This is a genomic window from Paenibacillus gallinarum (assembly GCF_014836635.1).
GTDB lineage: Bacteria > Bacillota > Bacilli > Paenibacillales > Paenibacillaceae > Paenibacillus > Paenibacillus gallinarum.
Map to the genome: position 1 here is coordinate 959336 of NZ_JACSQL010000001.1, position 23372 is coordinate 982707.

Genomic DNA, 23372 nt, shown 5'->3' on the forward strand with positions numbered 1-23372 from the left:
CTTGTGATATATTATTTATCAAAATATCATATAGCTCAACCGTTTCCCTTGCGGGAGGCGGTTTTTTTCGTTATTTTATATACATTATATCAGTAAGAATTTCAAATTCGTGCAGAACTGAAAGATTGAATATTCATAACCAATCATGGAGACATGGAGAAAAGAGAATTGAAATGCGAAAAACAACATGGAATCAAGATCACGACCTTCCAATTTATCAAGTCATCCCTGAAATAAAAAGTAAACTTAAGCAAAAAACCTCGGCTGTTCTTGTTGCAGAGCCCGGGGCTGGGAAGACAACCGTCGTTCCTCTAGCATTATTAGAAGAAGAATGGATGAATCACAAAAAGATAATCATGCTTGAACCTCGAAGACTGGCTGCTAGGAATGCCGCAATGAGAATGGCAAAAAGTATAGGTGAACCTGTTGGGAAAACAGTAGGCTATCGGGTTCGGATGGATAGTAAGGTAAGCAGTGATACTCGAATTGAAGTAGTAACCGAAGGAATCTTAACGCGAATGCTGCAACATGATCAGGCACTCGAAGAGGTCGGGCTTCTTATTTTTGACGAGTTCCATGAACGCAATTTACATGGTGACTTGGCTTTGGCGCTTGCACTGGAGTGTCAATCTGTGCTCAGGGATGACTTGCGAATCCTAGTTATGTCCGCGACGCTTGAAGCGGAACCTGTAACTTCTCTGCTCGGTGATGCTGCGCTGATTACTTGTACGGGAAGAACCTTTCCAGTAGAAACGAAGTATATGCCAAAGCTTCATAATATGGATATGGAGACGCATATGGCTCAGGTTATTCCCCTTGCATTACGTCAGCAAGAAGGGCATGTCTTAGCTTTTTTACCTGGGGCAAAAGAAATTCACCGCGTGATGAGAATGCTAGAAGAACAGGATTTGGGTCCGAATATAAAAGTATATCCGCTTTACGGAGCTTTATCACAGCAAGAACAGGACCGTGCAATCTTAACTCCAGGTACAGTGGAGCGAAAAGTAATTCTGGCCACAACCATTGCGGAATCCAGTTTAACCATTGAAGGGATTGGAGCGGTAGTAGACAGTGGCTTAAGAAAAGATTCTGTCTTTTCTTCACGTTCCGGCATGAGTCGATTAGTGACGATTCCAATCTCCAAAGCTTCCGCGGATCAGCGAAAGGGCCGGGCAGGAAGAACAGCAGAGGGGATATGCTACCGCTTATGGAGTGCATTAGAGCAGGATGCCAAACCAGAAAAGAACCGACCCGAGATTCTCACTGCAGATCTTGCTCCTGTAGCGCTTGAACTTGCGGTGTGGGGCGTGCAGAACCCGGACGATTTACGCTGGCTTGATCTGCCGCCTGCGGGCGCTTATGAGGCAGCAACTGCGCTACTGCAGCAGCTAGGCTGCCTCGATGACCGCGGCCATGCAACTAGCCGCGGTAAACAAATAGCGGGGATGGGGACACATCCCCGCATTGGACACATGCTGCTGCAAGCGGCGAAGCTAGGACTGGCTAAAGATGCCAGTCTGCTCGGCGCGCTATTGCAGCAAGGATCATCCCGCCTACTGGGCCCGAGGGCGGGATGGGATCTTCGTCCGCAGCTCGAACATCTGCGGACACTCTCTGCTGCCGGCTTTGCCTCGGCAGCCTCCCAAGATGAGGCTTCCCTGCGCAGCCTCATCCAAGAGAGCCGCCAGCTGTACAGAGAGGTAGAGACACGCCAGACCGAAGGCGAGTCTCTACCTCCGCAGGAAAGCTGCGGCTTACTGCTTGCCTTTGCCTATCCGGACCGGATCGGGCAAAGAAGAGAAGATGGCCGCTATTTCCTTGCAAGCGGCCGAGGGGTGCGGGCCTCTTCTGCGATGAGCGGCCTCACTGCTCCTTATATTGTTGTTGCAGAAGCGGATGACCAAGGGGCGGATGGGATTATTCGAACATGCGCTCCACTTGCACTTGCGGATATCTACACTTATTTAAAAGAACTCATTACGACCCAAGAAAAAGTGTTCTGGGATAAAAGCACACGCAGTGTGCGATCCTTGAAATGGCAGAAACGTGGAGAGATTATCCTGAAAGAAATGGCTTATCCGAGTCCGCCTGAAGAAGATATTTTACAAGCATTACTAGCAGGAATAAGAGAAGAAGGATTGTCTGTCTTTTCTATGAATAAAACCACTCATCAGTTAGTGGAACGGATGCAATTTCTGCATAGCGTAAATCCTGCTTGGCCGGATCTTTCGGATTCTGCTCTTCTTGAATACCTACTTAAGCATATCCCGCCTTACTTGGCAGGGGTACGCTCCGCAGCTGGATTACAGCAGATATCTATTACATCCGTACTCTTAGATAGCTTATCCTGGGAAGAACGACAGACACTTGAGAAGGAAGCTCCTACCCATTACACCGTACCCAGCGGCTCTAAGATTCCTATCAGATATGATGGACAAGGGGCTCCATATATCGCTGTCAGACTGCAGGAAATGTTTGGTCTTACAGAAAGCCCGCGACTGGGAGAAGGACGTGTTCCTCTAACGCTTCATTTACTATCCCCTGCGCAAAGACCTGTACAAGTTACTTCGGATCTGAACAGTTTTTGGCGAGAAGGTTATTACGAGGTGAAGAAGGATCTGAAAGGGCGTTATCCTAAACATTACTGGCCGGAAGATCCACTACAGGCAGTAGCGACAAACCGTGTTAAACCGAAAGGGAAATAGCCTGGGTAACCCCACAAGAAGCATTTTATATTTGGCGTTTATTGTTTCGACCTTGTAAAGAAGGGTAATTAACAAGCACAGATTACTTTTCGATGAGGAGGAAATGATAATGGTTAACAAAACTAAAAAAGTCGTAGGGGTATTTCAAACCGAACAAGAAGCTGCACGGGCAATTGAACAGTTACAAGACCGAGGATATCACAACAGTGAAATTTCGGTGATTACACGAAGTAAAGACGATATGAGAGCAATCGAATCGGAGACGGGTACGAAAGCTCCGGAAGGCGTGGCAGCGGGTGCAGCTACGGGCGGTGTGCTTGGTGGTCTAGCTGGATTGTTCGCAGGAATTGGTGCCTTGGCGATTCCAGGAATTGGACCGATTTTGGCAGCAGGGCCGATAGCAGCTACTCTAACCGGTGCAGCAGTAGGTGCAGGTGCAGGCGGGTTAGTTGGCGGATTAGTGGGTCTGGGTATTCCAGAAGATGAAGCTGAGGAATATGAAAGAAATGTTGACGAAGGGAATATCCTTGTACTCGTAGATCAAAAAAGTACAGATCGTGAAATCCACGGCATTTTCCGAGATAATCGGTCGCTAAATGCAGATCGTTACCGTGATTATGAGGAAGAAAATAATCTTCCGGGTCCTGATCGTGTTGCAAGAGACCGGGCGGAAGAGGAAGCAATCAAAACCAATATCGATCGTAACATGCGATAACAAGGAATAAATCTTATAATAAAGCAGTAATACGAACCTCTCAAGCCTTCTGGCTAGGGAGGTTTTATCTGTTATATCGTCAATGTTAGATTTCGTGTATGATTGATTCTTGAGTCCTTTTTTCCTACGCCTCCCGACAACGTGACTCTAGGGAATAAGATCATTCCGAGATCATAGCGACTTTTGGCTTTGGCTGGACCCTTACTTCTTCGAGTCTACTTACGTCCAGACAAAACAAGTGGAGCATGAGCACGGAAGGACCGTTTCCCGACACTACTATTAGGAAATATTGATTCTTAACAACGAAATAAAATAATAAATGTATGAATTCATGGAGGATATGTGTCAAGTAAACCAAGAATAACAGCGATCGAAACGTTACGAGGAATGTCTTTCCTCGCCGTAGTTCTACAGCACTCTATAGCTCATTATGCATATGTACCTGAAGTTACCTATACAGATGGTGTGATGATGTCTGTGCTTCTTATGTTATCAAAATTTGCAGTGCCTGCGTTTCTCTTTATAACGGGCATGGTGCTCTTCTATAACTATGAAGACCGATTTACAAGCGGTACTTTTATTAAACGAAGAATTACCGATATCTTTCTTCCCTATTTGATATGGTCCCTGATTTATATTCTTTTCTATGCGTGGCAGACAGCCGGACTGGCTGGTTTCAGTTCATTGGATCTGGGGGGAATCCTCACGAAGCTGCTGACTGGAAAAAGCAGTTATCACTTGTGGTATATCATTATGATTATGCAGCTCTATTTACTGTTTCCGATCATCCGCCAAGGTGTATTGCTGCTAAGAAATAAATATAGAGAAACGATCTTACTCTACTTTTTGCTGATGATGGGTGTTATTTATTTTATTCTCATGTTCTATCGTGGAAAGATTGGAGTCACAGCAGAAGTTGCTGATATCCCATTCATTACTCCGTGGCTCACGGTATATGCAGATCGAAATGTCTTGTATTTTTTCTTTTACTTTTTGCTTGGCGCTGCTGCGGGATTATATCCGAATTGGTGGCAGTCCATGGTATGGAAATCGAGAATGCTGTTCGTTCCTCTCTTCCTATTGTTTACGGGTTACTATGTATACGAACTTTCTGGTCAATTTCTTACCCCAGATGGACTGTATATTCAATTTAACCGAGTCACTTTACTGAAACCTGACATGGCATTATATCTTGTGATCTCCTTATTTGTTGTTTATTTCATAGCGATGAGACTACCTGAAGGAAAATGTTCACGCCTATTTGCTGATATAGGAAATTTGTCATTTGGTGCTTACCTTATGCATGCGCTGATGCTAATCGGTACATATAAGATAGAAGCCGTCCTATACCCAAATTGGAATGTCCCGTGGAAAATGCTATTTACCTGGTTGATCGCTTCTTTATTATCCCTCGGTGCAACACGGTTAATCGCTTATTTAAAGATTGGAAAGTGGGCTGTGGGCATTCATATCCCAACAAGGAAAAATAACAGATGATGAAAAATTCATAATAGCAAAGGAAAGATCCTGAGTGCTCGCGTATATACGAGTACCCAGGATTTTTTAGTATATTGACGTGACGATATCTAGATGATGAGAAGCAAATTCCCGAAAGGTCAATGGATTTTTGTTGTCATACTGTCCAGTAGCATGAATTTCTCCCCATTTGAGAATCAGACTGTATAAGAAATGGATAGAAAGACGGGATGAGATATCATAAGGAGTACTCGGAAGATCCGCGTTTTGAAGATAAGAAGAGAGAAAGAAAGCAGCTCTTTTTTGCTGCCCCTTCCATAGCAGTTGAGTGGTGAACTTAACGACGTCTGCGAGTGGATCACCAAAATAAGCGGTCGTAAAATCAATAATACCACTCACTTCCCATTCGCCGGCATTTTGCTGAATCAAGATATTTTCTGACTTGTAGTCCCCCATAACAAACGAATACATCTCTATATCACAGAAGGAGGACTCAGCTGCACTTATTTTTTCGTGAACCCAGTCCATATCTGCATCTTCAATAGGGGAGTATTTTTTGGCGTCTTCGAGCCAGTATAAGATTTGCTCCTTAGAAAAGGAGTAGAGACCCTGATGGAAGGGGCGTAGATCTTCCGTTTCTGGATCATATTCAGAAGCTTCCTTTGTTCTCCAGTTGTGAAGTTCAAGAAGCGCAGCAGCAAGCTTAGACAGGATCACTTGATGTTCTTCTTCAGACAGAGCAAGTTTATCCAGATCATGATAATGAACCCCAGGCAGAAGAGGCATGATTACATACGAATAGCCGAAAAGGTCCTCCGCTGAGTCTATAACATAAGGTGCTGGAACGGGTGCTTTTGTATGTTGTTTAAGCTGCTGAATCATATACTGTTCTTCTTTCCATTGCCCTGGGTAAAGAGGATTCCCCTTAAATACATAATCTCCTGTTGAGGTATGAATAAATAGAGTTTGCTTCATAACTCCGTGTTCTGTCGGCTTGTAGGAGTGTAAAGTACCGAGTCCCCAGCGAGATAACATCTCCTGGATGGTATTCTGCTGAATGTTCGTAATTCGCGGAGCAGAAAAGTAAATGCGGGTCGTCAGAATAACCACTCCTCTTATTTGATTTCCTTATTTTACAATAAATGATACGTAAAGAGAGGAATTAGAGAAGAATTTAAATGGATTTGCTGAAACAAATCACAAATTATTCAATATTTTCAATATATGAAAAATTCACAAAAGAAATTCAAAAGAGCTCTCGAGCTACTTTTCATATCAAACTTCATAAGATTCCCTCATATTCACTATGTTATATTTGCTGTCACAAAATGGTTATACGGAAAAATAGAAGGATGTCAAGACATAAAAAGAGGTTTATAATGGAACAAAGATGGTTATTTGATTGTAATGAGAGGAGGACATCAGTTGGCTTTTATGATATCCCAGCGTGCATTTATTAAACTTTATTTAATTACCATGGTCGAGCAGCATAGAGGTTACGGCTATGAAATGCTGGAAGCCATGAAGGATGAATTCAAAGGGTTTGGTTATGTTCCCCCTCAGAGTGAAGTTTATCGAGCCTTACATGAATTGGTTCAGGAAGGCGTGTTCTATCGAACCAAGCGATTAAAGGGAAGCGACCCTCGCGTCGATTTCCAAGAGATCGTATTATATCACTTTACGGATGGTGGAGAAGAAAAAGCCTCTTTATATAAAAAGCAGGTAAAGGTCGATTTGGACAGGTGTCTTGGTATGCTTAATAAAGCAGAGCGAGATAACTTTTAGTATCTACGAAAAGCGGTTCATCTGTAACAGAAAGGGAGAATAGCGATGAGTGAGCTGATCAGATGGGGAATTTTAAGCACTGCGAAGATAGGCATAAATGCAGTGATACCTGCTTTACAGCAATCGGAACGTGGTCAGGTCGTAGCTATTGCCAGCCGGGATGAGAGCCGGGCAGCAACCATTGCGGCAGAATTAAATATTCCAAAAGCATATGGAAGCTATGATGCACTGCTTGCAGATGAAGAGATCGATGCTGTGTATATTCCAGTGCCGAATCATCTGCATATGGAGTGGACGATTCGAGCAGCGAAAGCGGGTAAACACGTATTATGTGAGAAGCCTGCAGCACTGAACGAAGAACAGGTTACTCAAATGATTGATGCGTGTAAGGCAGCAAATGTCGTTTTTGCAGAAGCTTTCATGTATCGATATCATCCTAAACACCAGCGCGTAAAAGAGATCATTGAGAGCGGAGAAATTGGAGAGGTTCGCGCTATTCATGCCAATTTCACTTACAATAATTGTGATGATAAAGAAAATGTTCGTTTTAAAAACGACATGGGTGGGGGTTCTCTTTACGATGTCGGTGTCTATCCTATTTCAGCAGCGCGTATGTTCCTTGAAGGAGAACCAGAAGCAGTTACTGTACACGCTCTATTCTCACCAGAACATGATGATGTAGATATGATGGCGTCGGGACTTATTGAATTTCCTAACAAAGTCGCACTGACATTTGATTGCGGTATGTGGGCTTGTGCGAGAGCAGAATTCGAAATACTCGGGACAGAAGGAAGAATTGAACTTCCAAAAGTATTCGGTTGGGAAAATAGCGATATTCCTCCGCAAATTATTATTCATACCGATCATGTCACTCGGGAAGAACGAGTTTCTGTGTCCAATTCTTTTGTACTTCAAGCTGAGGCCTTTGCAGATGCTGTTCTTGACGGCAAACCGCTTCCTTTCGGACCGGAAGATGCAGTTCACAATATAAGGGTCATTGAGGCCTGCCTAGAGTCTGCTCGTAAAAGGGAACGAGTCACCTTGCCAGCGATGGTCCCTGTTTTTTAACACTCTTCTGTTCTAGTATTGTTCCATAAAATGATAGTTATCTTATAGAAAACGCCTCCGATAGTATGTATATCCATAAGAGGCGTTTTTGGTAGTTTTGACCCGTGCATCCGTACACTCTATAATAGTCATCAATCCTTATTAAAGGTGGGATCTTTCATGGATGTAAAAGTTTTGTCTACTACGGAAGAGATTAAGATATATTCCGATCCTTATCGTTTGAGGATTTTACATGTATTTCGCCGTTTTGGTAAGCCGGCTACGGTGAAGGAAATTGCTGATGAACTCGGAGAACTTCCTGCCAAAGTACATTATCATGTTAAAAAATTAGAGAAGATTGGTCTGTTAACCTTAGTAAACACAAAAGAAATTAACGGAATTATTGCAAAGTATTACGCCGTTTTTTCTGGAGAAATAGAGATCGGAAAGAAACATACAGAAAATGCAGAAATACAAGAAGTAGTTAAGGGAGAAAATGTTCAGCACCTGAATGAGTTATTTGACCGTCATAAAACCAACTATGTAGAGAGGACATCCGAGGATGCTTCCTCCGTACAGTTGTTTAATCGTACGCTGTATATGACAGAGGCAGAAGCAAAAGTCTTACAGCAAGAAATGGTCCGATTATGCGAACCTTATTTCAGCAAAAGGAAAGTAAAAGAGAAAGAGAAGGCGAGCTATGATCTCTTTGCTAGTTTTGTCCGTAACCCCGATTAGTAACAGTAAAGAAGAACCTTTCCAAAAATGGAAAGGTTCTTCTCACATGGTGGTCAAGGATTACATATCATCATAATCTTTAACGTCTCTTTTCGTTGAAGTAGCCGGTGAATCAGAGTTACCGAAGTCTTCTACTGTTTCCCATGCACTCGCATTATCAAATTTACCGGCATTACGCTGGCTGATTTCTCCTGCACCGCGTGGAGGAGGGGTCATGACTTGTTCCTCTACAGGCCGTGTATCGTTAAGATCTCCTTCCTGTACTTTGGCCGCATCCTCTACACAAAGTGTTGTGTACGGTAGTGCTTCAAGTCTTTCAAAGGGGATGGGTTTACCGCATATTTCACATTTGCCGTAAGAGCCTGCTTCTATTTGATCAAGGGCATGATTAATTTGATCGAGTTCATTGCTTTGGTGCTCATCTACAGCTAGATCACGTGCGCGTTCAAAGGTTTCTGTACCTAAGTCCGCAGGATGATTATCAACAGCAGATAATTCTCCTATAGATTCCCTAAGAGAGTCGGGCTCGTCCTCAGAGCTCTCTCGGTTAATATCAAAATGATTCTGAATGGATTCTTTCTCTTCAAGAAGTCGTTCTTGTAATGTTTTTAATTCTGTTTTTGTAAGTGATGCTGTCATAATTGACGTCTCCCTTCAAGATTTCGATTGTGTCATCTAATTACCCTGTTTTACTGAATTACAACCAAGTCTATGAATGTTGGCTTTTTAACCTATGATATTTGGATAAGAAGTAAATTTATGGCGCATAAAGCCAGGTTTTATACGGAATCGTTTTCTTAATCGCGTAAATTATGATATAAAATAGAAGGAACCTTTGTCTGAAGAGGGAAGGGGTTTCCTTAGGAAAGATGTAATGGGGGTCGTTATGATGGATGAACATATGAAGCGTCGTTTAGATAAGCAAAAACAATTATTTAAGCAGCTCGGCATTCAACTGGATGCTCTATCAATCCATGAAAAGCAATTTAATTATAAACTCAGAGGTTATGATCCAGATGAGGTTGATGAATTTTTGGACCTTGTCATTAAGGATTATGAACGTTTCTATGCCCATATTTCGGATTTGATGGATAAATGGCAAGAGCAGCAGTATACGATTCGAAGTATGAAAAATGCTCCAAAACCGGAAGCAGATCCAAATCTCATTGATCGTAAACAGCTCGGAGAAGTAGTGAAGCAGCTCGAATACAGCATTCGTCAATTAAAAGGAAAAATGCCTCGGCCGGAAGCGAGAGATCCATATCTTGACTAAGTAAGTCATAGTAACCATTCATTTTTAATGAAGGAGACACGAATATGATCAAAATAACTGTTCTATCCGATACACATATGCCTAGAATGTCCAAGGCACTGCCAGCTCCGCTGCTTCATGATATTCAAGATTCTGACCTTATCTTTCACGCGGGTGACTGGAGTGACATGTCAGTCTATGAAGAACTCTTATCTATGGGTAAGGTTCATGGGGTAACAGGGAATACGGACCTTATTATGTTAAGGGGCATCCTACCTGAGCAAACGATTGTAGAAGCAGGAGGAAAGCGTTTTGGGCTTGTACATGGACATCTTGGAAAAGGGAGTACCGAGGCGAATGCGCTAGCTGCATTCAGTGGAGAAGAGGTAGATTGTATTATTTTTGGTCATTCTCATATCCCTTTATTAAAACAGCATGGTAACTGTATATTGTTTAATCCAGGTTCACCGACAGACAAACGAAGACAACAGCAATATTCACATGGCGTGATCACCATCGATGGCGACATTCATGCAGAACATGTTTTTTATGATCATAAGTCTTAAAACGTACTTTTCTATAAAATTATCTAATAACGCAAACCCCCTATTCGCAGGACTAGAGGGGTTTGCGTTATTTTATTTGCATGAGAGTGTTCACCTTCCTCTATTCGTTATCTGAGGTTCTTCTGTTGGGGAGGTAACGTATCTGTGCCTTTAAAGTGATGCTACGATAGTACATGAATACGCTTTTATTTGGAAGGAGGTCTCAAAATGAAGTTATCTGTATTTACCGTAGCAACCCCGGATATGACGCCAAAGGAACTGGTAAAGGCTGCATCTGTTGCCGGAATCGAAGGCATTGAATGGAGATACAAAGGAATTCCAGATGAGGCACGGGCGGAAACCCCTTCGTTTTGGGGAAGAAATCTCGCGTCGATTGATCCAGCTGGAACGAACGATAACATACTGGATATACGAAACTTAACAGCGCAAGCAGGACTGACCTCTATTGCACTTGTACCTTATTTATCGGTAACAGATCTTGCTTCTACTGAGCAGGCATTTGAAGCAGCACGTGTTCTAGGAGCTTCTATGATGAGAGTAGGTGTTCCTTCTTATAACAGAACGGAAAACTACCATGAATTGTATAAACGGGCGGATGCGTACTTGTCCGAAGTTCAGGAAATGTCCCGAACCTATGGTGTAAAGGCCCTTGTCGAAACACACCATGGAACCATTGCCCCGAGTGCTTCGCTCGCTTATCGTTTGGTGTCCCGTTTTGATCCCGATCATGTGGGTGTTTTATATGATCCGGGAAACATGGTGCATGAAGGATTTGAGAATTACAGAATGGGTCTTGAGATGCTTGGTCCTTATCTTGCACATGTCCATGTCAAAAATGCGGTCTGGAAAAAGAAAGAAGGAATAAGTGGTACTACTGATTCCGTGGAGTTGGAGTATGAGTGTAACTGGTCGCCATTGCTTGGTGGAATAGTGCCGTGGAGTCAGGTGCTCCGAGACTTGGTATCTGTAGATTACAAAGGGTATTTAGGGATCGAGGATTTTAGTCAAAGTCTTTCTTCAGAGGAAATGCTGAAAAATTTCAGTCATCATATGAAAGCGCTTCTTGGCGAGATACGGGCGGAGGTATAGCTATGAAATTCGTAAGGGTTGGCGTAATCGGGATCGGTAATATGGGCTCTTCACATGCGTTGACGCTGGGGAAAGGTCAGATAGAAGGAGCCGTTCTAAGTGCTGTATGTGATGCCAGAGATTCAGCTAGGGTATGGGCGGAACAAACACTGCCAGAAGGTATCAAATTCTATAGTGAACCTTCTGAGATGCTGCAATCGGGTATGATCGATGCTGTTATCGTGGCAACACCACATTATCACCATGCGGAACAGGCGATCGCAGCATTCGAAAGCAAGATTCATGTACTTATTGAGAAACCTGCGGGTGTATATACCAAGCAAGTGCGTGAGATGAATGAAGCGGCAGCAAAAAGCGGAAAAGTATTTTCCATCATGTATAATCAGCGTACGAATCCGCTGTATATCAAACTGAAAGAATTGATCTCATCTGGTGAACTGGGAGAGATTAGACGAACGAACTGGATCATTACGAACTGGTACCGCTCGCAGTGTTATTACAATTCGGGAGGCTGGCGTGCTACCTGGGCTGGTGAAGGCGGTGGGGTGCTGATTAACCAAGATCCTCATCAACTGGATTTATGGCAGTGGGCAACCGGTATGATGCCGAAGCGAATTCGTGCATTTTGTTCTTTTGGTAAATACCGTGATATAGAAGTGGAAGATGACGTTACGGCTTATGTAGAGTACGAAAACGGAGCTACCGGTGTATTTGTTACGACAACTGGAGATGCTCCGGGTACGAATCGTTTTGAGATCACAGGCGACCGCGGGAAGATTGTAATCGAAGATGGAGAGATGACATTCTGGCAGCTAAGTGAACCGGAGAGTGAATTTAACAAACGAAACACGGATGCTTTTGGCAAACCTGAATATATACAAAAGAAAATCCCTACTCCGGGGATCGAGACAGGACATCCTGGGATTATTCAAAATTTTATCGATGCTATTCTAGAACAGAAACCGCTGATCGCTCCAGGAGAAGAAGGGATTAACGGGCTTACCTTATCGAATGCAATGTATTTGTCTACTTGGACTGATGATTGGGTGGAACTTCCTATCGATGAAGAGTTATTTTATGAGCAGCTGCAGGATCGAATCCGCCATTCTAAAGTTAGCAAGTCGGAAGGATACGAACAGACACAACCCGTTGATCTGAAAGGTACCTTCTAACTTGATGAAGTTATCTAACTAAAAACCATGATTCACGAGTAAATGTCCAAAGAAGAATAGGAGGATTCTCATGAGTGCAAAGGATGGAATGTTATACTCTCCTCAGAGTGCAGCGCAGAAGGCGGTATGTGGTCCTGGAGAATTTATATTTGCCGCGGCAGCTTTGGATCATGGACATATTTACGGGATGTGCTCCAGTTTAATTACGGCGGGGGCAGAACTGAGATGGGTGTACGACAAAGACCCTGAGAAAATAAAATCATTCATTGAGCGGTATCCCGGAGTCAAAGTTGCTAGATCGCTGGAAGAAATATTGCAAGATTCCGAAGTGAAGATGGTGGCAGCAGCGGCCATCCCTTCAGAAAGGAGCGATCTTGGGCTTGCTGTAATGGATGCAGGGAAAGATTATTTCACCGACAAAACACCGTTTACCACACTGGATCAGCTAGAAGCTGCTCGTAGAAAAACAAAAGAAACGGGCCGGAAATATATGGTCTATTATAGTGAACGTCTTCATGTAGAAAGTGCGGTATATGCAGGGCAGCTTATCGACCAGGGCGCGATTGGTCGTGTTATTCAGGTCATGGGGACAGGGCCTCACAGGCTCAATGCAGCTAGTCGTCCAGATTGGTTTTTTCGTAAATCGCAATATGGAGGCATTCTTTGTGACATTGGCAGCCATCAGGTGGAGCAGTTCCTTAGTTTTTCCTCCTGTCAGGACGCAAAAGTGATGTACAGCCGGGCGGTTAATCTACATCATCTTGCATATCCGGAGCTTGAAGACTTTGGAGAAACTTCACTCGTTGGCAATAACGGAGCTTCCGGTTATTTTCGAGTGGACTGGTTCACGCCAGATGGTCTGTCTACCTGGGGGGATGGGAGAACTACCATTCTCGGTACAGACGGATATATTGAACTTAGAAAGTATACGGATATTGCGAGGGAACAAGAAGGCGATCAAGTATATCTTGTGAATCACGAGGGAGAATATCGCTTCGGAGTAAAAGGAAAGGTAGGGTATCCTTTCTTTGGTCAATTGATACTCGATTGCTTACATCGGACGGAGAACGCGATGACACAAGATCATGCTTTTAAAGCAGCTGAATTATGTCTGATTGCTCAGCAGCAAGCAGAGCAGCTTACCTTGGCTAAATAATTGTAAGATCGCAGGACAATGACTATAACAGCGGCAGACCGCATCATGTTACAATGGAGCCTAAGAACAGGGTAACGATTAAAGGAGTGACCTTACGATTGGCTTACACATTGCAGATGAAGGAGCCGCTTAATTTTAATTATTTAAATTGTGAACCCTTACATATCGAGGCGGGAGATGGATTTCATTCGCACCCTTACTATGAAATTTATTATTTTCACACGGGTAAGTGCAACTATATTATTGGGGATCGAATTCATGTACTTGAACCAGGAGATTTGATTCTTATGCATGGAATGACGTTGCATCAGGCACACCCCGAACCAGTCATACCGTATATCCGTACTACGCTTCACTTTTATCCTTCCGTAATCGAAGAATATGCACAGCCTGAGAAAGCAAAAAGGCTCCTTGAACCTTTTGAAAGACTAAACAACGAAGTGATTCATCTCTCTAAAGCACAGCAAATGGAAGTGGAGTTGATCTTCACTCAGATGAATGAGTTATTTCTGAAGCACGAGGAACAAGATTGGTCCTATGATCGTTTTGTATTTAAGTTATGCGATTTTCTTGTGATGACTGCACATTTCTCTGAAACGGCGATGAAGCATCGAAGGATTTTATCAGATAAAGAGGAACATCTGCAGCGGATCATTACCTATCTCGAAGTACATTATATGGAAGAAATGAATCTTTCCGATATTGCGAGTGCACTTCATTTATCTAAACCTTATATGGCTGCCCTGTTTAAAGAATTAACCGGTACTACGATCATCAAGTATTTATATCAAAGACGGATTAATCAAGCCAAACTGTTATTTCGCCTTCAGCCTGATCTCAGTGTTACGGAAGTCAGCCGCAAAGCAGGTTTCAAACAGATCTCTCACTTTAGCCGTACTTTTAAGCAGGCAGCAGGCTGTACACCTGAAGCTTATCGAACTAGCCAAGTATCCCGATTACGTTAACTAAGTCCCTCATTCTAGCTCACGATTTTTATACGACGATGACAGTCACGATTTGCCTTTCTTTCACGATAAGGAGTAAAGTGTTACTTGAAAGTGAATAAAGGATGTGAATAAAATCGTGAATGAAATGAACAATGAAATCAAGAATGAAATGATGAATGAAAAAGGAATCGAAACATTCATTGTAAGTTCTAGTCAAGCTGATACGGAATCGAAAATAAAACTATCCGCCTTGCTGGAACGATTGCAAGATGGTGCAGACAGACATTTACAGCAGCTTGGGATTACCATTTCGGAAATGCTGCGAGACGGTTTCGGATGGATGCTGATGACTATGGATCTAACAATTACACAGCACCCTGTACTTGAGGAAAAGATGGAACTGACCACGTGGTCTAAGGGTTACCGGGGAGTTGTCTGGTTAAGAGATTACGAATTAATAGGATCTTCAGGAGCCGCAGGATATGCTCGTTCGGCCTGGACGCTTGTGGATATTAATAAACGGAAAATTATGCGTCCAACTGCGTTTCCATATGAGATTCCGATCGTAGAAGGAGAGGTTTCAGAGGGACCTCCCGATAAGGTAGCTGTTCCGCAAGAGTTGGAAATGAGAAAAGCTTATGAATTCATTGCTACATATAGTCTTATGGACAGTAATGGCCATGTAAATAATGCCAAGTATGCAGATCTCTGTTACGATAGCTTAGGAGCAGAGGAAGTTCGGAATCTGCGTATGAATCGCTTTCGGATTACCTATCACCGAGAAGTGAAACTTGGTGAACAGGGAATAATTGAACGTTCCGACCTCATAGATCAATCCATCTGGTTCAAAGGTATAAATGAAGAAGGAAAGATCATTTTTGAAGCACAAATCCAGTTTGAAGATTAAATATGAAAACACTGCGGAGTTACATTCTGTAGTGTTTTTTTATCTCGAAATAACCCTCATGTTTGAAATTTACTAGTTTATGGTAATGAATAATAAGTATAACGGAAAGGGAGGGATTCGTAATGAGTCAAGTTCCAGATCGTAATCAACCAGACAAGAACATAGATCCTGAACATAAAAAACAGAGTAACCACAACACAATGGACCACCCAGAACAGTATAAGACGGAGGAAGAAAGTCTTTTTGATCGTTTTGAGGATGAACTTCACGTCGATCCTATTCCGATGGAAGATCTTAATTTAGAACAACAGGAAGAAAAAGATAAAGAAGCGACAAAAAGCAATTCTTCGACAGAAGAAAAGTACCGTGCTGATTACCGAAAGTAAGTCCATCTTAAATCGTTTTAAAAGTAGGGTTTGTAGAGATCATGCAGGACATGGTCTCTTTTTTGTTGTTCGTACACCTACGTTTAAAATAAACCAAAATGTTTAAGGATAATGGAGATGATCATTTGACTAAATAGATAGAACGAGAAAGAAGGTAGGGATAGGATGATACAAGATTGCATTATTGTAGGTGGAGGAATTGCTGGACTTCAAGCGGCTATACAGCTGGGGCGTTACGCTGAGCATAAGGTACTCGTTATTGATTACGGAGAAGGTAGATCAAATTTATGCCGAAGCTATCATAATATATTAGGTTTTCCGGACGGAGTATCGGGACAAGAACTTAGGAAGAGAGGAAGACAGCAAGCGGAATCATATGGAATAGAGTTCATTCATGATCGTGTCGTTAAGGCACACAAAGAAGAGGGGATTTTCACATTAACAGGAGAAAACGGCACAGAATATAAAGCGAAAACACTACTGCTTGCAACCGGATTAACGGATCGTCATCCTGAACTTCCTGGTCTAAAAAATACGCTTGGCATGTCCGTATATGTGTGCCCTGATTGCGATGGATACGAGATTAAGAATAAAAAAACAATCATTATGGGTTCGGGAACAGCGGGTGCGGGTATGGCTCGTATTCTCTCCAGCAAAACCCCTGATTTGACATACATTAATCATGAGCAGGCGGATATCCCAAATGAAATTCTTCAAAAACTAAAAGATAAAAATATTGAGTATATAGAAGAGCCGATTGAAAAAATAGAAGAACAAGAAGATGGGATGATTTCCACTGTTATTCTGAAAAATGGAAGAAGAATAGAAGCGGAACGCGGATTTATTGCTTTTGGAAATAACAAAGTTCATTCTGAGCTTGCTGAACAACTTGGAGCAGAAGTGGCTGACAATAAACATGTAGCAGCAGATGCAAGATCACGTATGTCCACAGTGGAGAATTTATGGATTGCTGGAGATCTTGGTATTCATTCAGAACAAGCCGCAGTTGCCATGGGTGATGGAGTCTTGTGTGGCATCTGGATCAACAAAACCCTCCATCATATGAAAAAATAAAACGATACCCCTCAAGTAGGAACATCACGTCCTATAGAGGGGTATTTTTTTTGCTATTTTTTAATGATGTACCATCAAAAACAGCGTCAGATGTAGTTAGTCATCATTTTGATACATACATATAAAGTAACGTCTATTTAGGAAGTGATCATATGCCGTTTATTGGCGGGATTATCTTAGTCATCATTTTAGCTTTTGTAGTGTGGATGCTGTTAACTCCAGTCTTTAATAAAGTTGGAGAGAAAGTGACGAAGAAATATAAACAATTTACGAAAGAGGAGAATGCGAATGAAGAATCTAAAGACGTTTAAAATTGGTGGAATCGTGATCGGAGTTGTAATCATTATTGCTATATTAGTGGTTAGTTTATTTGTAACACGTATTCCAAACGGTTATGTTGGCGTAGTTTATTCACCGAATGGGGGAGTTAAGGATAATACACTAAGCCAAGGTTGGAAACTGGTAGGGGCATTCGACAAGGTTACTAAATATCCAATTCGTATTCAAACTGTAGAATACAAGGATATTCAGATTGCAACTTCCGATGGTAAAAGTATCACCATTGATTTTGCTTACAACTATCAAGTAGAGCCAGATAAGGTATCATCGATTTTTAATAAGTTTGGCCCGATTAGTATCGAAGAAATTGAAGACACCTATTTGAAAACAAGATTCCGTGATGCAGCACGTAAAGGTATTTCTAAGTTTACAGTAATTGATGTTTATGGAGAGAAATCATCGGATGCAGCTATCGATGTACAACAACGTTTCTCTGATGACGTGGCAGAACTTGGTTTCATTGTTTCCAACGTAACGGTAGGGGTGCCGCAACCAGATGCCAAAACACAAGAAGCTATTGATAAACGAGTAGAAGCTTCTCAAGAACTTGAACGTAAGACTACGGAGTTAGAGATTGCTAAGAAAGAAGCAGATAGAAAAAGAGTGGAAGCACAAGGTAATGCTGATAAATTGTTAATCGAAGCAGAAGGCCAAGCCAAGGCAAATGAAGTGCTACTACAATCATTAACGGATGAACTAGTAGAATACGAAACCGTTAAGAAATGGGATGGCGTATTACCATATGTGAGTGGATCTAACACTCCCGTGATCCAGCTGCCTACTCAGAAGGTCGAAACAAGTAAATAGCAATAAGGGGAGGAAACTCCCCTAATTCTTGTTTATGCAACACTCCTAAGCTCATCACGTAAGATATTTTCAATTTCACTGTAATTTTTCACAGAACAAGCCGCAGTTGCCATGGGAGACGGAGTCTTGAGTGGAATCTGGATCAACAAAACCCTTCGTAAAATAAAAAATGCAGGAAGCTGTGATTTCTTATTGTTTTTCTGTTTCAAGGATGGAGACAAGGTTAATAAAAAGTAAGACAAGTTATGGAAAAAAGTAGAATGTGAAATTGGAGTGATATCTGATGTCAGAACAAACACATATGATTAATAAAGATAGAGAAATGAAGCTTGATCAGGTACAGAACGTGATACAGCGTATGGATGCCGAACAGAAAGAAGACATCTTGGAAAGTTTTGATGCTTTCAAGCAATATCTAAGTAGACGCTTATCACTCGGTGAATCCCTTGGTCTAAACGAAGAACAATTATCCGAAGTAGCCCAAAAAGTAGCGGATATTTTAGCAACGAAGGAAGAACCGCGTAATCGGGAAGAAAAATTGCTTCAGGAACTTTGGAATGTTGCCGATCCAGATGAGAAAGATACGCTGGCAAGAATACTTGTGCGGTTTGTTAAAAATTAATCTGGATCATTTGTATGCGGGTCCCTTAGGGGACCGAATAAACATTAAAATGAAAATTTATTATATTTTTAATAACAACTTTGAAACTCTTTCATCATTTACAACGTTTATAATATACCTAGAGCTGAAAAGTGCACAGAAATGAAAATTCACCCTATTTTTGATGGCTGTACAGTTTATTCGACTCTAGGAACTAGTCAGATGATTTGCAGTAGGGGAATCATGCTGAATATGAGGAGAGATGCAAGATGAAAAAAACAATACTGGCAATAAGTTTATTAAGCGTAATTTTTATGGGTTCCTTTACATATGGAAATTTGAATTACGAGGCATCGACGGTCTTAGCAAAACCATCTAATCCTGAGGTTCAGACTGAAAATAAAGATATAACGGATACGACCAAAGAAACCATTTATATAACAAATTTCAATAACATAGATGGACAACTTGAAATTCAAGCAGATGATATCGAGTGGTTCGAAGGTAAGGCTGCGGATGAAGCTCTCGTCAAAAACGAACCGAATGCTGGCATCGACTATGCGCCAGATGGTTATTACATCGTTAATGACGATCCTTCGACTTACGAGCTAAAAGTTGCTCCTGATGCGGAAGTATTGGTGCAAATTTACGACCGTACAGGTCAACCAGAAGATATTGATATCAACTGGAACGAAAAAATCAGTCTTGAAAAATTTATCGCTCTCTACAATCAGAAAGATAACTTAGATATGAGCCAATTCCCTTATCATGTTACTGTTCAAGATGGAGAAGTGATTCAAATCGTTCAGCAGTATATTCCTTAAGTTATAACGTAAGGTTAATATAAAACAATAACGAAAAGCCCCTTCCTACTAGGTAAGGGGCTTCTCGTTATTAAGGCGACGGATAAACATTGTTATGGAAGATTATTAAGGTGTGTCTGTCTCCGTAGTTGGATCTTCAGCGCTGTTCTGTGGGGGTCCTCCGAATCCTTCGTGAACTTGTATAGATATTGCATTCTGAGTTCCCTCTTCAAGAGTAATATTCACAATGTCGTCAGCTTCTAGTTCGGTTGAAGGCATAGTAGTAGAGTCTGTAATCGTAATTTCCATTGTTTCATCCGTAAATAGATTGTCCATACTTGGCGGTGCAGCTCCATCCGCTGGCATTGCAGGTACTGTTCCTTCAGGAGCTTCTCCTTGTTTTGGCGGAGTGGTTCCTGTTCCCGAGCCAGCAGCAGGCACTTCACCTTGCGGAGCCTCACCTTGCGGAGCTTCGCCTTGCGGAACCTCGCCTTGTGGAGCTTCACCTGCTGGAGGGTTCCCACCATTCCCTTCACTTGGCTGGGTAGAAGAAGTATAGATGGTTAGTGTACTTCCTTCGATCGATTTAACTTTACCCAATAACAGGGTACCCTGTGTTTCTAAGTTTGCATTTGCAGAAGTGGTAGTATCCGCTTCTGTTACTGCGGATGGATTCGACTGTGCATCGTCTGTAGTTGATCCGCAGCCTGATAACAAGGTGAGAAGTAACGCACTCGCTAGGCTCAAAGACGCAAGGATTGAGCTTTTTTTTCGTTTCATAATCCAATTCTCCTTCAATGTATGTGGTATTTAAGATTTCATGAGTCTATTTTACGGTGTTCATATGAACTGAACATGTACGGAAATATAAACTCAGCTGAAAGATCCATGAAACAATAATGAAGTAATAGAGGACGTAGAACGATTACCTACTGCATATAATGCCTAGTGAGATCGCGAGATAAAAGAGGTGTAACTATGTATGATTGTATTATTATCGGGGGAGGACCCGCAGGACTGAGTGCAGCGTTAGTCCTTGGACGATCCATGCGGGAAGTCCTCCTATTTGATCATGGAAAACCAAGACATGCACCTGCCCGTCATTCTCATGGTTTTATAACCAGGGATGGAGTAACACCAGCGGAGTTCAGAACACTAGCTTATAAGGATCTAAGTGCGTATCCTTCTATACAAAAGAAAGAGGAAGAAGTAATAGATGTCCGCCATCATAATCGCGGAGGATTTGAAGTGCTGTCTTCCACTGGAACGCGCGAAACAGCCAGAACATTACTTTTAAGCAGCGGGATTCAGGAAAAATTACCTCAAATCAGAGGCTTAGACTCTTTTTATGGTCAGAGTTTGTTCAGTTGTCCCTACTGTGATGGATATGAAGTAAGAGGGAAGAAGCTTGTCCTCATTACGGAATCTAAGAATGCTTTTGCAACAGCACAGATCATTCAACATTGGAGTAAAGCATTAGTGTTATGTACGAATGGACACTCCATAGTAACACCAGATCAATATCGAATGCTACAAGTCCGAGGAATCCAGGTAACAGATCAGCCCATTCACCAGTTGCTTGGTAAAGATGGCCAATTAGCAGGCATTGCATTTACAAATGGAGATAAGCTTTCCTGCGAAGCTGGATTTGTTACTCCACAGCTGTCACATTCAGGCCATCTTAGCTACAAACTACGTTGCCAATTGAATGACAAAGGAGCCATTCAGACGGATGGTTACGGTCGCACTTCGATTCGGGGAATCTATGCTGCTGGAGATAATTCTGTTATCACGCCGACCCAGCTAGTCATTGCCGCAGGAGAAGGAAGTAGGGCGGCAATTGGGATCAACATGGATTTGATTCATGCTGATTTTTGAGGGAAAGAAAAGAAGACCCCTTATATTTTAAGGGGTTTTCTTTACGATTTTCATCTGCTTAGTAACTGCAAAATGCACTGGCGATAATAACAAGAAGGATAAAGAGTACTAGAATTGCACCAATCGACGACTTAGATCCTCCGCCATATCCAAAATTACTACAACCACAATCGAAACCACCACTACGTTGATCATTGCTCATATGAACTGACCTCCCCTCAACAACCTCCTGCATCTTATGTATGGAGGGCGGCAGAAGATTGGGCTACTTGATAATCTGCCCGTAATTTGGGCGGGGCTTAACTTTAGGTTGTCATATGAACCAGAATACGTTATGATAATGGATAAAATTTCTAGGGGAGATAATAATGAACATTACATGTATTATGAACAGTAGCAAACGACAGAGAATAATGAGAAAAGGAGGAGATCATGATGAACAAAGTTAATGCAGGGCATCCGGTGTAACGTATATAGCCATATGCCCTCTATATAGAGAGGGATGTAACCATGAATTTGTATGCATTTAAAAAGAGACATGCTCACTTTTTGCTCACAAGTATAGGGATTTCTCATATTGGCGATTGGATCTATCTAATTGCTATTAATTTAATGATTCTTCATATGACAGAATCCCCAGCAGCGGTCGGGCTATTATATATTCTTAGGCCCATTGCTACGATGATTACTGCAGGATTTGCCGGAAGTTTGGTAGATCGGTGGAATACACGGAATATGATGATTTGGCTTGATCTATTTCGGGCTGTTTTGATCCTCGCAGTTCCCTTTTTACCTTCTTTACCTCTTATTTATATCTTCGTATTTCTCATCAGTATGGCTAGTTCTTTGTTCGAACCGGCTTCACTCGCCTTCACCGTTTCTTTAATTCCAACTGCTTTACGTAAGAAATACAATGCATGGGTTTCTTTGACTCAGTCAGGTGCTTATGTTATTGGTCCTGCGGCAGCAGGTGGTTTGTTTGCCATTTCCAGCAGTAAAACTGCGATCATAGTAAATGGAATCTCATTTCTCTTGTCAGCACTTCTTCTTACTGGTTTACCTAGTATGGGGTCTGCCTCTACGCTTGCTCAGGAAGAAGGAGAGCAAAGTCATGGTCATATAAGTAACAAGTGGAGGGTGCTAAAAAAAGACTGGTGGGTCGTATGGCACTTTAGTAAAAAACATGTAAAAGTAATCATGATCTATGGACTATTTCATGGGATTATGATTATGGCTGCTGCTTTGGATTCGCTGGAAGTTTCTTTTATAACACAAGTCATTCACAGTAGTGATTCACAGTACAGCATGCTCTTAAGCATCACCGGAATTAGTTTTTTGCTAGGTTCATTTATTCAGACTCGTATGGTAGATAGACTGCATACCATGTCATTGCTGGGCTATGGTGCGTTACTATTTTCAACAGGTTATGTTGTCTACAGTTTTTCGCATCACTTGGTCGTTGCAGGTATGGGATTTGTCATCTTGTCATTCTTCCAAGCCTTCATGAATACAGGTTATTATACATACATCCAGAATGAAATTCCCGTCTCTATGATTGGTAGAGTTACGAGTGTGTACAGCTTAATTCAGTCCATTCTTGAGATGATTATGATCTGGCTGATTAGCAGGTTTGCTGAATTTCAAGATGTGAAATCAGCAGTAGTGTCCGCATCCTTGATCCAATGGGGAGTCGCTATAATTCTGCTTGTATACTGTATCTATTTGATGATACATGAACCAAGAAAAGTAGATTCAACTCCGACAGTTATCCAGTAATTATTCCAGGTGTAACCCGTCTTTAATGGCTTGGAGAACTCTATGATTAGCCGGAGAAAGCTCTGACAAACACTCAGAAATAATTTTTGGGCCTAACTATGGTCAGAAGACGATAAGAAACAGATGAAGAATCATTACGAAGACATATTTTTC

At 42.0% G+C, this 23372-nt stretch carries 25 protein-coding genes; 21 read left to right on the forward strand and 4 right to left on the reverse strand.

Translation table 11 applies throughout. The features are described 5' to 3' along the window. Nucleotides 1-173: 173 nt before the first annotated feature. The 3 genes from hrpB (at nucleotide 174) to H9647_RS04680 (ending at nucleotide 4917) form a co-directional block, all read left to right on the forward strand. Nucleotides 174-2705 carry an ATP-dependent helicase HrpB gene (gene hrpB, locus H9647_RS04670; RefSeq protein ID WP_191798533.1) on the forward strand — a complete coding sequence of 844 codons (2532 nt, stop codon included), beginning with the start codon at nucleotides 174-176 and terminating at the stop codon, nucleotides 2703-2705. A gap of 109 nt (nucleotides 2706-2814) precedes the next feature. After that, nucleotides 2815-3420 carry a general stress protein gene (locus H9647_RS04675; protein WP_191798534.1) on the forward strand — a complete coding sequence of 202 codons (606 nt, stop codon included), beginning with the start codon at nucleotides 2815-2817 and terminating at the stop codon, nucleotides 3418-3420. 342 nt (nucleotides 3421-3762) lie between these two features. Then, nucleotides 3763-4917 carry an acyltransferase gene (locus H9647_RS04680; protein WP_191798535.1) on the forward strand — a complete coding sequence of 385 codons (1155 nt, stop codon included), beginning with the start codon at nucleotides 3763-3765 and terminating at the stop codon, nucleotides 4915-4917. Nucleotides 4918-4983: 66 nt separating this feature from the next. Here H9647_RS04680 and H9647_RS04685 read toward each other — a convergent pair whose 3' ends face one another. Further along, nucleotides 4984-6006, reverse strand: coding sequence for a phosphotransferase family protein (locus H9647_RS04685; protein WP_191798536.1), 1023 nt, complete (start codon nucleotides 6004-6006; stop codon nucleotides 4984-4986). Between the two features lie 315 nt (nucleotides 6007-6321). Here H9647_RS04685 and H9647_RS04690 point away from each other — a divergent pair, with 315 nt between their 5' ends. From H9647_RS04690 to H9647_RS04700, 3 genes are all read left to right on the forward strand, one after another. Further along, a complete protein-coding gene (locus H9647_RS04690; RefSeq protein WP_191798537.1) occupies nucleotides 6322-6681 on the forward strand; it encodes a helix-turn-helix transcriptional regulator in 360 nt (119 codons plus the stop codon). 45 nt (nucleotides 6682-6726) lie between these two features. Further along, complete coding sequence (locus H9647_RS04695; protein ID WP_191798538.1) at nucleotides 6727-7749, forward strand: Gfo/Idh/MocA family protein; 1023 nt, start codon at nucleotides 6727-6729, stop codon at nucleotides 7747-7749. Nucleotides 7750-7908: 159 nt separating this feature from the next. Beyond that, nucleotides 7909-8466, forward strand: a complete 558-nt coding sequence (locus tag H9647_RS04700) for a winged helix-turn-helix domain-containing protein (protein ID WP_191798539.1) — start codon at nucleotides 7909-7911, stop codon at nucleotides 8464-8466. A gap of 60 nt (nucleotides 8467-8526) precedes the next feature. Here the strand turns inward: H9647_RS04700 and H9647_RS04705 are convergent, their stop codons facing one another. After that, on the reverse strand, nucleotides 8527-9105 hold the full coding sequence (locus H9647_RS04705) for a TraR/DksA C4-type zinc finger protein (protein WP_191798540.1): 579 nt from the start codon (nucleotides 9103-9105) through the stop codon (nucleotides 8527-8529). A 250-nt stretch (nucleotides 9106-9355) separates the two neighbouring features. On the opposite strand from H9647_RS04705, the gene H9647_RS04710 reads away from it, so the two are divergent. The 13 genes from H9647_RS04710 to H9647_RS04770 all read left to right on the forward strand — a co-directional run bounded on the left by H9647_RS04710 (nucleotide 9356) and on the right by H9647_RS04770 (nucleotide 19586). Beyond that, nucleotides 9356-9739 carry a DivIVA domain-containing protein gene (locus H9647_RS04710; RefSeq protein WP_191798669.1) on the forward strand — a complete coding sequence of 128 codons (384 nt, stop codon included), beginning with the start codon at nucleotides 9356-9358 and terminating at the stop codon, nucleotides 9737-9739. A gap of 47 nt (nucleotides 9740-9786) precedes the next feature. After that, on the forward strand, nucleotides 9787-10284 hold the full coding sequence (locus H9647_RS04715) for a metallophosphoesterase family protein (protein ID WP_191798670.1): 498 nt from the start codon (nucleotides 9787-9789) through the stop codon (nucleotides 10282-10284). Nucleotides 10285-10491: 207 nt separating this feature from the next. Next, the gene (locus H9647_RS04720) at nucleotides 10492-11373 is read left to right on the forward strand and encodes a sugar phosphate isomerase/epimerase family protein (protein WP_191798541.1); all 882 of its coding nucleotides are present in this window, start codon (nucleotides 10492-10494) and stop codon (nucleotides 11371-11373) included. A gap of 2 nt (nucleotides 11374-11375) precedes the next feature. Beyond that, a complete protein-coding gene (locus H9647_RS04725; protein WP_191798542.1) occupies nucleotides 11376-12545 on the forward strand; it encodes a Gfo/Idh/MocA family protein in 1170 nt (389 codons plus the stop codon). 70 nt (nucleotides 12546-12615) lie between these two features. Continuing rightward, the gene (locus tag H9647_RS04730; RefSeq protein ID WP_191798543.1) at nucleotides 12616-13701 is read left to right on the forward strand and encodes a Gfo/Idh/MocA family protein; all 1086 of its coding nucleotides are present in this window, start codon (nucleotides 12616-12618) and stop codon (nucleotides 13699-13701) included. Between the two features lie 98 nt (nucleotides 13702-13799). Beyond that, on the forward strand, nucleotides 13800-14666 hold the full coding sequence (locus H9647_RS04735; RefSeq protein ID WP_191798544.1) for an AraC family transcriptional regulator: 867 nt from the start codon (nucleotides 13800-13802) through the stop codon (nucleotides 14664-14666). 127 nt (nucleotides 14667-14793) lie between these two features. After that, a complete protein-coding gene (locus H9647_RS04740; protein ID WP_225229100.1) occupies nucleotides 14794-15555 on the forward strand; it encodes an acyl-[acyl-carrier-protein] thioesterase in 762 nt (253 codons plus the stop codon). A 200-nt stretch (nucleotides 15556-15755) separates the two neighbouring features. Then, on the forward strand, nucleotides 15756-15941 hold the full coding sequence (locus H9647_RS04745) for a hypothetical protein (protein WP_191798671.1): 186 nt from the start codon (nucleotides 15756-15758) through the stop codon (nucleotides 15939-15941). 165 nt (nucleotides 15942-16106) lie between these two features. Then, nucleotides 16107-17015: an NAD(P)/FAD-dependent oxidoreductase gene (locus H9647_RS04750; protein ID WP_191798546.1), complete on the forward strand. Its 909-nt coding sequence runs from the start codon at nucleotides 16107-16109 to the stop codon at nucleotides 17013-17015. A gap of 152 nt (nucleotides 17016-17167) precedes the next feature. After that, the gene (locus tag H9647_RS04755) at nucleotides 17168-17326 is read left to right on the forward strand and encodes a hypothetical protein (RefSeq protein ID WP_191798547.1); all 159 of its coding nucleotides are present in this window, start codon (nucleotides 17168-17170) and stop codon (nucleotides 17324-17326) included. Further along, on the forward strand, nucleotides 17304-18161 hold the full coding sequence (locus tag H9647_RS04760; RefSeq protein ID WP_191798548.1) for a prohibitin family protein: 858 nt from the start codon (nucleotides 17304-17306) through the stop codon (nucleotides 18159-18161). Before H9647_RS04755 ends, H9647_RS04760 begins: the two co-directional genes overlap by 23 nt. Nucleotides 18162-18444: 283 nt before the next feature. Further along, on the forward strand, nucleotides 18445-18783 hold the full coding sequence (locus tag H9647_RS04765) for a DUF3243 domain-containing protein (protein WP_191798549.1): 339 nt from the start codon (nucleotides 18445-18447) through the stop codon (nucleotides 18781-18783). A gap of 248 nt (nucleotides 18784-19031) precedes the next feature. Then, complete coding sequence (locus H9647_RS04770) at nucleotides 19032-19586, forward strand: hypothetical protein (RefSeq protein ID WP_191798550.1); 555 nt, start codon at nucleotides 19032-19034, stop codon at nucleotides 19584-19586. Between the two features lie 105 nt (nucleotides 19587-19691). Here the strand turns inward: H9647_RS04770 and H9647_RS04775 are convergent, their stop codons facing one another. Next, nucleotides 19692-20345 (reverse strand): hypothetical protein, encoded by a 654-nt coding sequence (locus H9647_RS04775; RefSeq protein WP_191798551.1) that lies wholly within the window; start codon nucleotides 20343-20345, stop codon nucleotides 19692-19694. A gap of 198 nt (nucleotides 20346-20543) precedes the next feature. On the opposite strand from H9647_RS04775, the gene H9647_RS04780 reads away from it, so the two are divergent. Continuing rightward, the gene (locus tag H9647_RS04780) at nucleotides 20544-21443 is read left to right on the forward strand and encodes an NAD(P)/FAD-dependent oxidoreductase (RefSeq protein ID WP_191798552.1); all 900 of its coding nucleotides are present in this window, start codon (nucleotides 20544-20546) and stop codon (nucleotides 21441-21443) included. A 58-nt stretch (nucleotides 21444-21501) separates the two neighbouring features. On the opposite strand, the gene H9647_RS04785 is transcribed toward H9647_RS04780, so the two are convergent. Further along, nucleotides 21502-21645, reverse strand: a complete 144-nt coding sequence (locus H9647_RS04785; RefSeq protein WP_191798553.1) for a sporulation protein YjcZ — start codon at nucleotides 21643-21645, stop codon at nucleotides 21502-21504. 308 nt (nucleotides 21646-21953) lie between these two features. Here H9647_RS04785 and H9647_RS04790 point away from each other — a divergent pair, with 308 nt between their 5' ends. After that, nucleotides 21954-23219: an MFS transporter gene (locus H9647_RS04790; RefSeq protein ID WP_191798554.1), complete on the forward strand. Its 1266-nt coding sequence runs from the start codon at nucleotides 21954-21956 to the stop codon at nucleotides 23217-23219. Nucleotides 23220-23372: the final 153 nt, after the last annotated feature.

Bases quoted from the DNA above. Each gene is read 5' to 3' on its own strand.
- hrpB (WP_191798533.1), top strand. From the start codon at position 174: ATGCGAAAAACAACATGGAATCAAGATCACGACCTTCCAATTTATCAA.
- H9647_RS04675 (WP_191798534.1), top strand. From the start codon at position 2,815: ATGGTTAACAAAACTAAAAAAGTCGTAGGGGTATTTCAAACCGAACAA.
- H9647_RS04695 (WP_191798538.1), top strand. From the start codon at position 6,727: ATGAGTGAGCTGATCAGATGGGGAATTTTAAGCACTGCGAAGATAGGC.
- H9647_RS04700 (WP_191798539.1), top strand. From the start codon at position 7,909: ATGGATGTAAAAGTTTTGTCTACTACGGAAGAGATTAAGATATATTCC.
- H9647_RS04705 (WP_191798540.1), bottom strand. From the start codon at position 9,105: ATGACAGCATCACTTACAAAAACAGAATTAAAAACATTACAAGAACGA.
- H9647_RS04710 (WP_191798669.1), top strand. From the start codon at position 9,356: ATGGATGAACATATGAAGCGTCGTTTAGATAAGCAAAAACAATTATTT.
- H9647_RS04720 (WP_191798541.1), top strand. From the start codon at position 10,492: ATGAAGTTATCTGTATTTACCGTAGCAACCCCGGATATGACGCCAAAG.
- H9647_RS04725 (WP_191798542.1), top strand. From the start codon at position 11,376: ATGAAATTCGTAAGGGTTGGCGTAATCGGGATCGGTAATATGGGCTCT.
- H9647_RS04730 (WP_191798543.1), top strand. From the start codon at position 12,616: ATGAGTGCAAAGGATGGAATGTTATACTCTCCTCAGAGTGCAGCGCAG.
- H9647_RS04740 (WP_225229100.1), top strand. From the start codon at position 14,794: ATGAACAATGAAATCAAGAATGAAATGATGAATGAAAAAGGAATCGAA.
- H9647_RS04745 (WP_191798671.1), top strand. From the start codon at position 15,756: ATGGACCACCCAGAACAGTATAAGACGGAGGAAGAAAGTCTTTTTGAT.
- H9647_RS04750 (WP_191798546.1), top strand. From the start codon at position 16,107: ATGATACAAGATTGCATTATTGTAGGTGGAGGAATTGCTGGACTTCAA.
- H9647_RS04755 (WP_191798547.1), top strand. From the start codon at position 17,168: ATGCCGTTTATTGGCGGGATTATCTTAGTCATCATTTTAGCTTTTGTA.
- H9647_RS04760 (WP_191798548.1), top strand. From the start codon at position 17,304: ATGAAGAATCTAAAGACGTTTAAAATTGGTGGAATCGTGATCGGAGTT.
- H9647_RS04765 (WP_191798549.1), top strand. From the start codon at position 18,445: ATGTCAGAACAAACACATATGATTAATAAAGATAGAGAAATGAAGCTT.
- H9647_RS04770 (WP_191798550.1), top strand. From the start codon at position 19,032: ATGAAAAAAACAATACTGGCAATAAGTTTATTAAGCGTAATTTTTATG.
- H9647_RS04775 (WP_191798551.1), bottom strand. From the start codon at position 20,345: ATGAAACGAAAAAAAAGCTCAATCCTTGCGTCTTTGAGCCTAGCGAGT.
- H9647_RS04780 (WP_191798552.1), top strand. From the start codon at position 20,544: ATGTATGATTGTATTATTATCGGGGGAGGACCCGCAGGACTGAGTGCA.
- H9647_RS04785 (WP_191798553.1), bottom strand. From the start codon at position 21,645: ATGAGCAATGATCAACGTAGTGGTGGTTTCGATTGTGGTTGTAGTAAT.
- H9647_RS04790 (WP_191798554.1), top strand. From the start codon at position 21,954: ATGAATTTGTATGCATTTAAAAAGAGACATGCTCACTTTTTGCTCACA.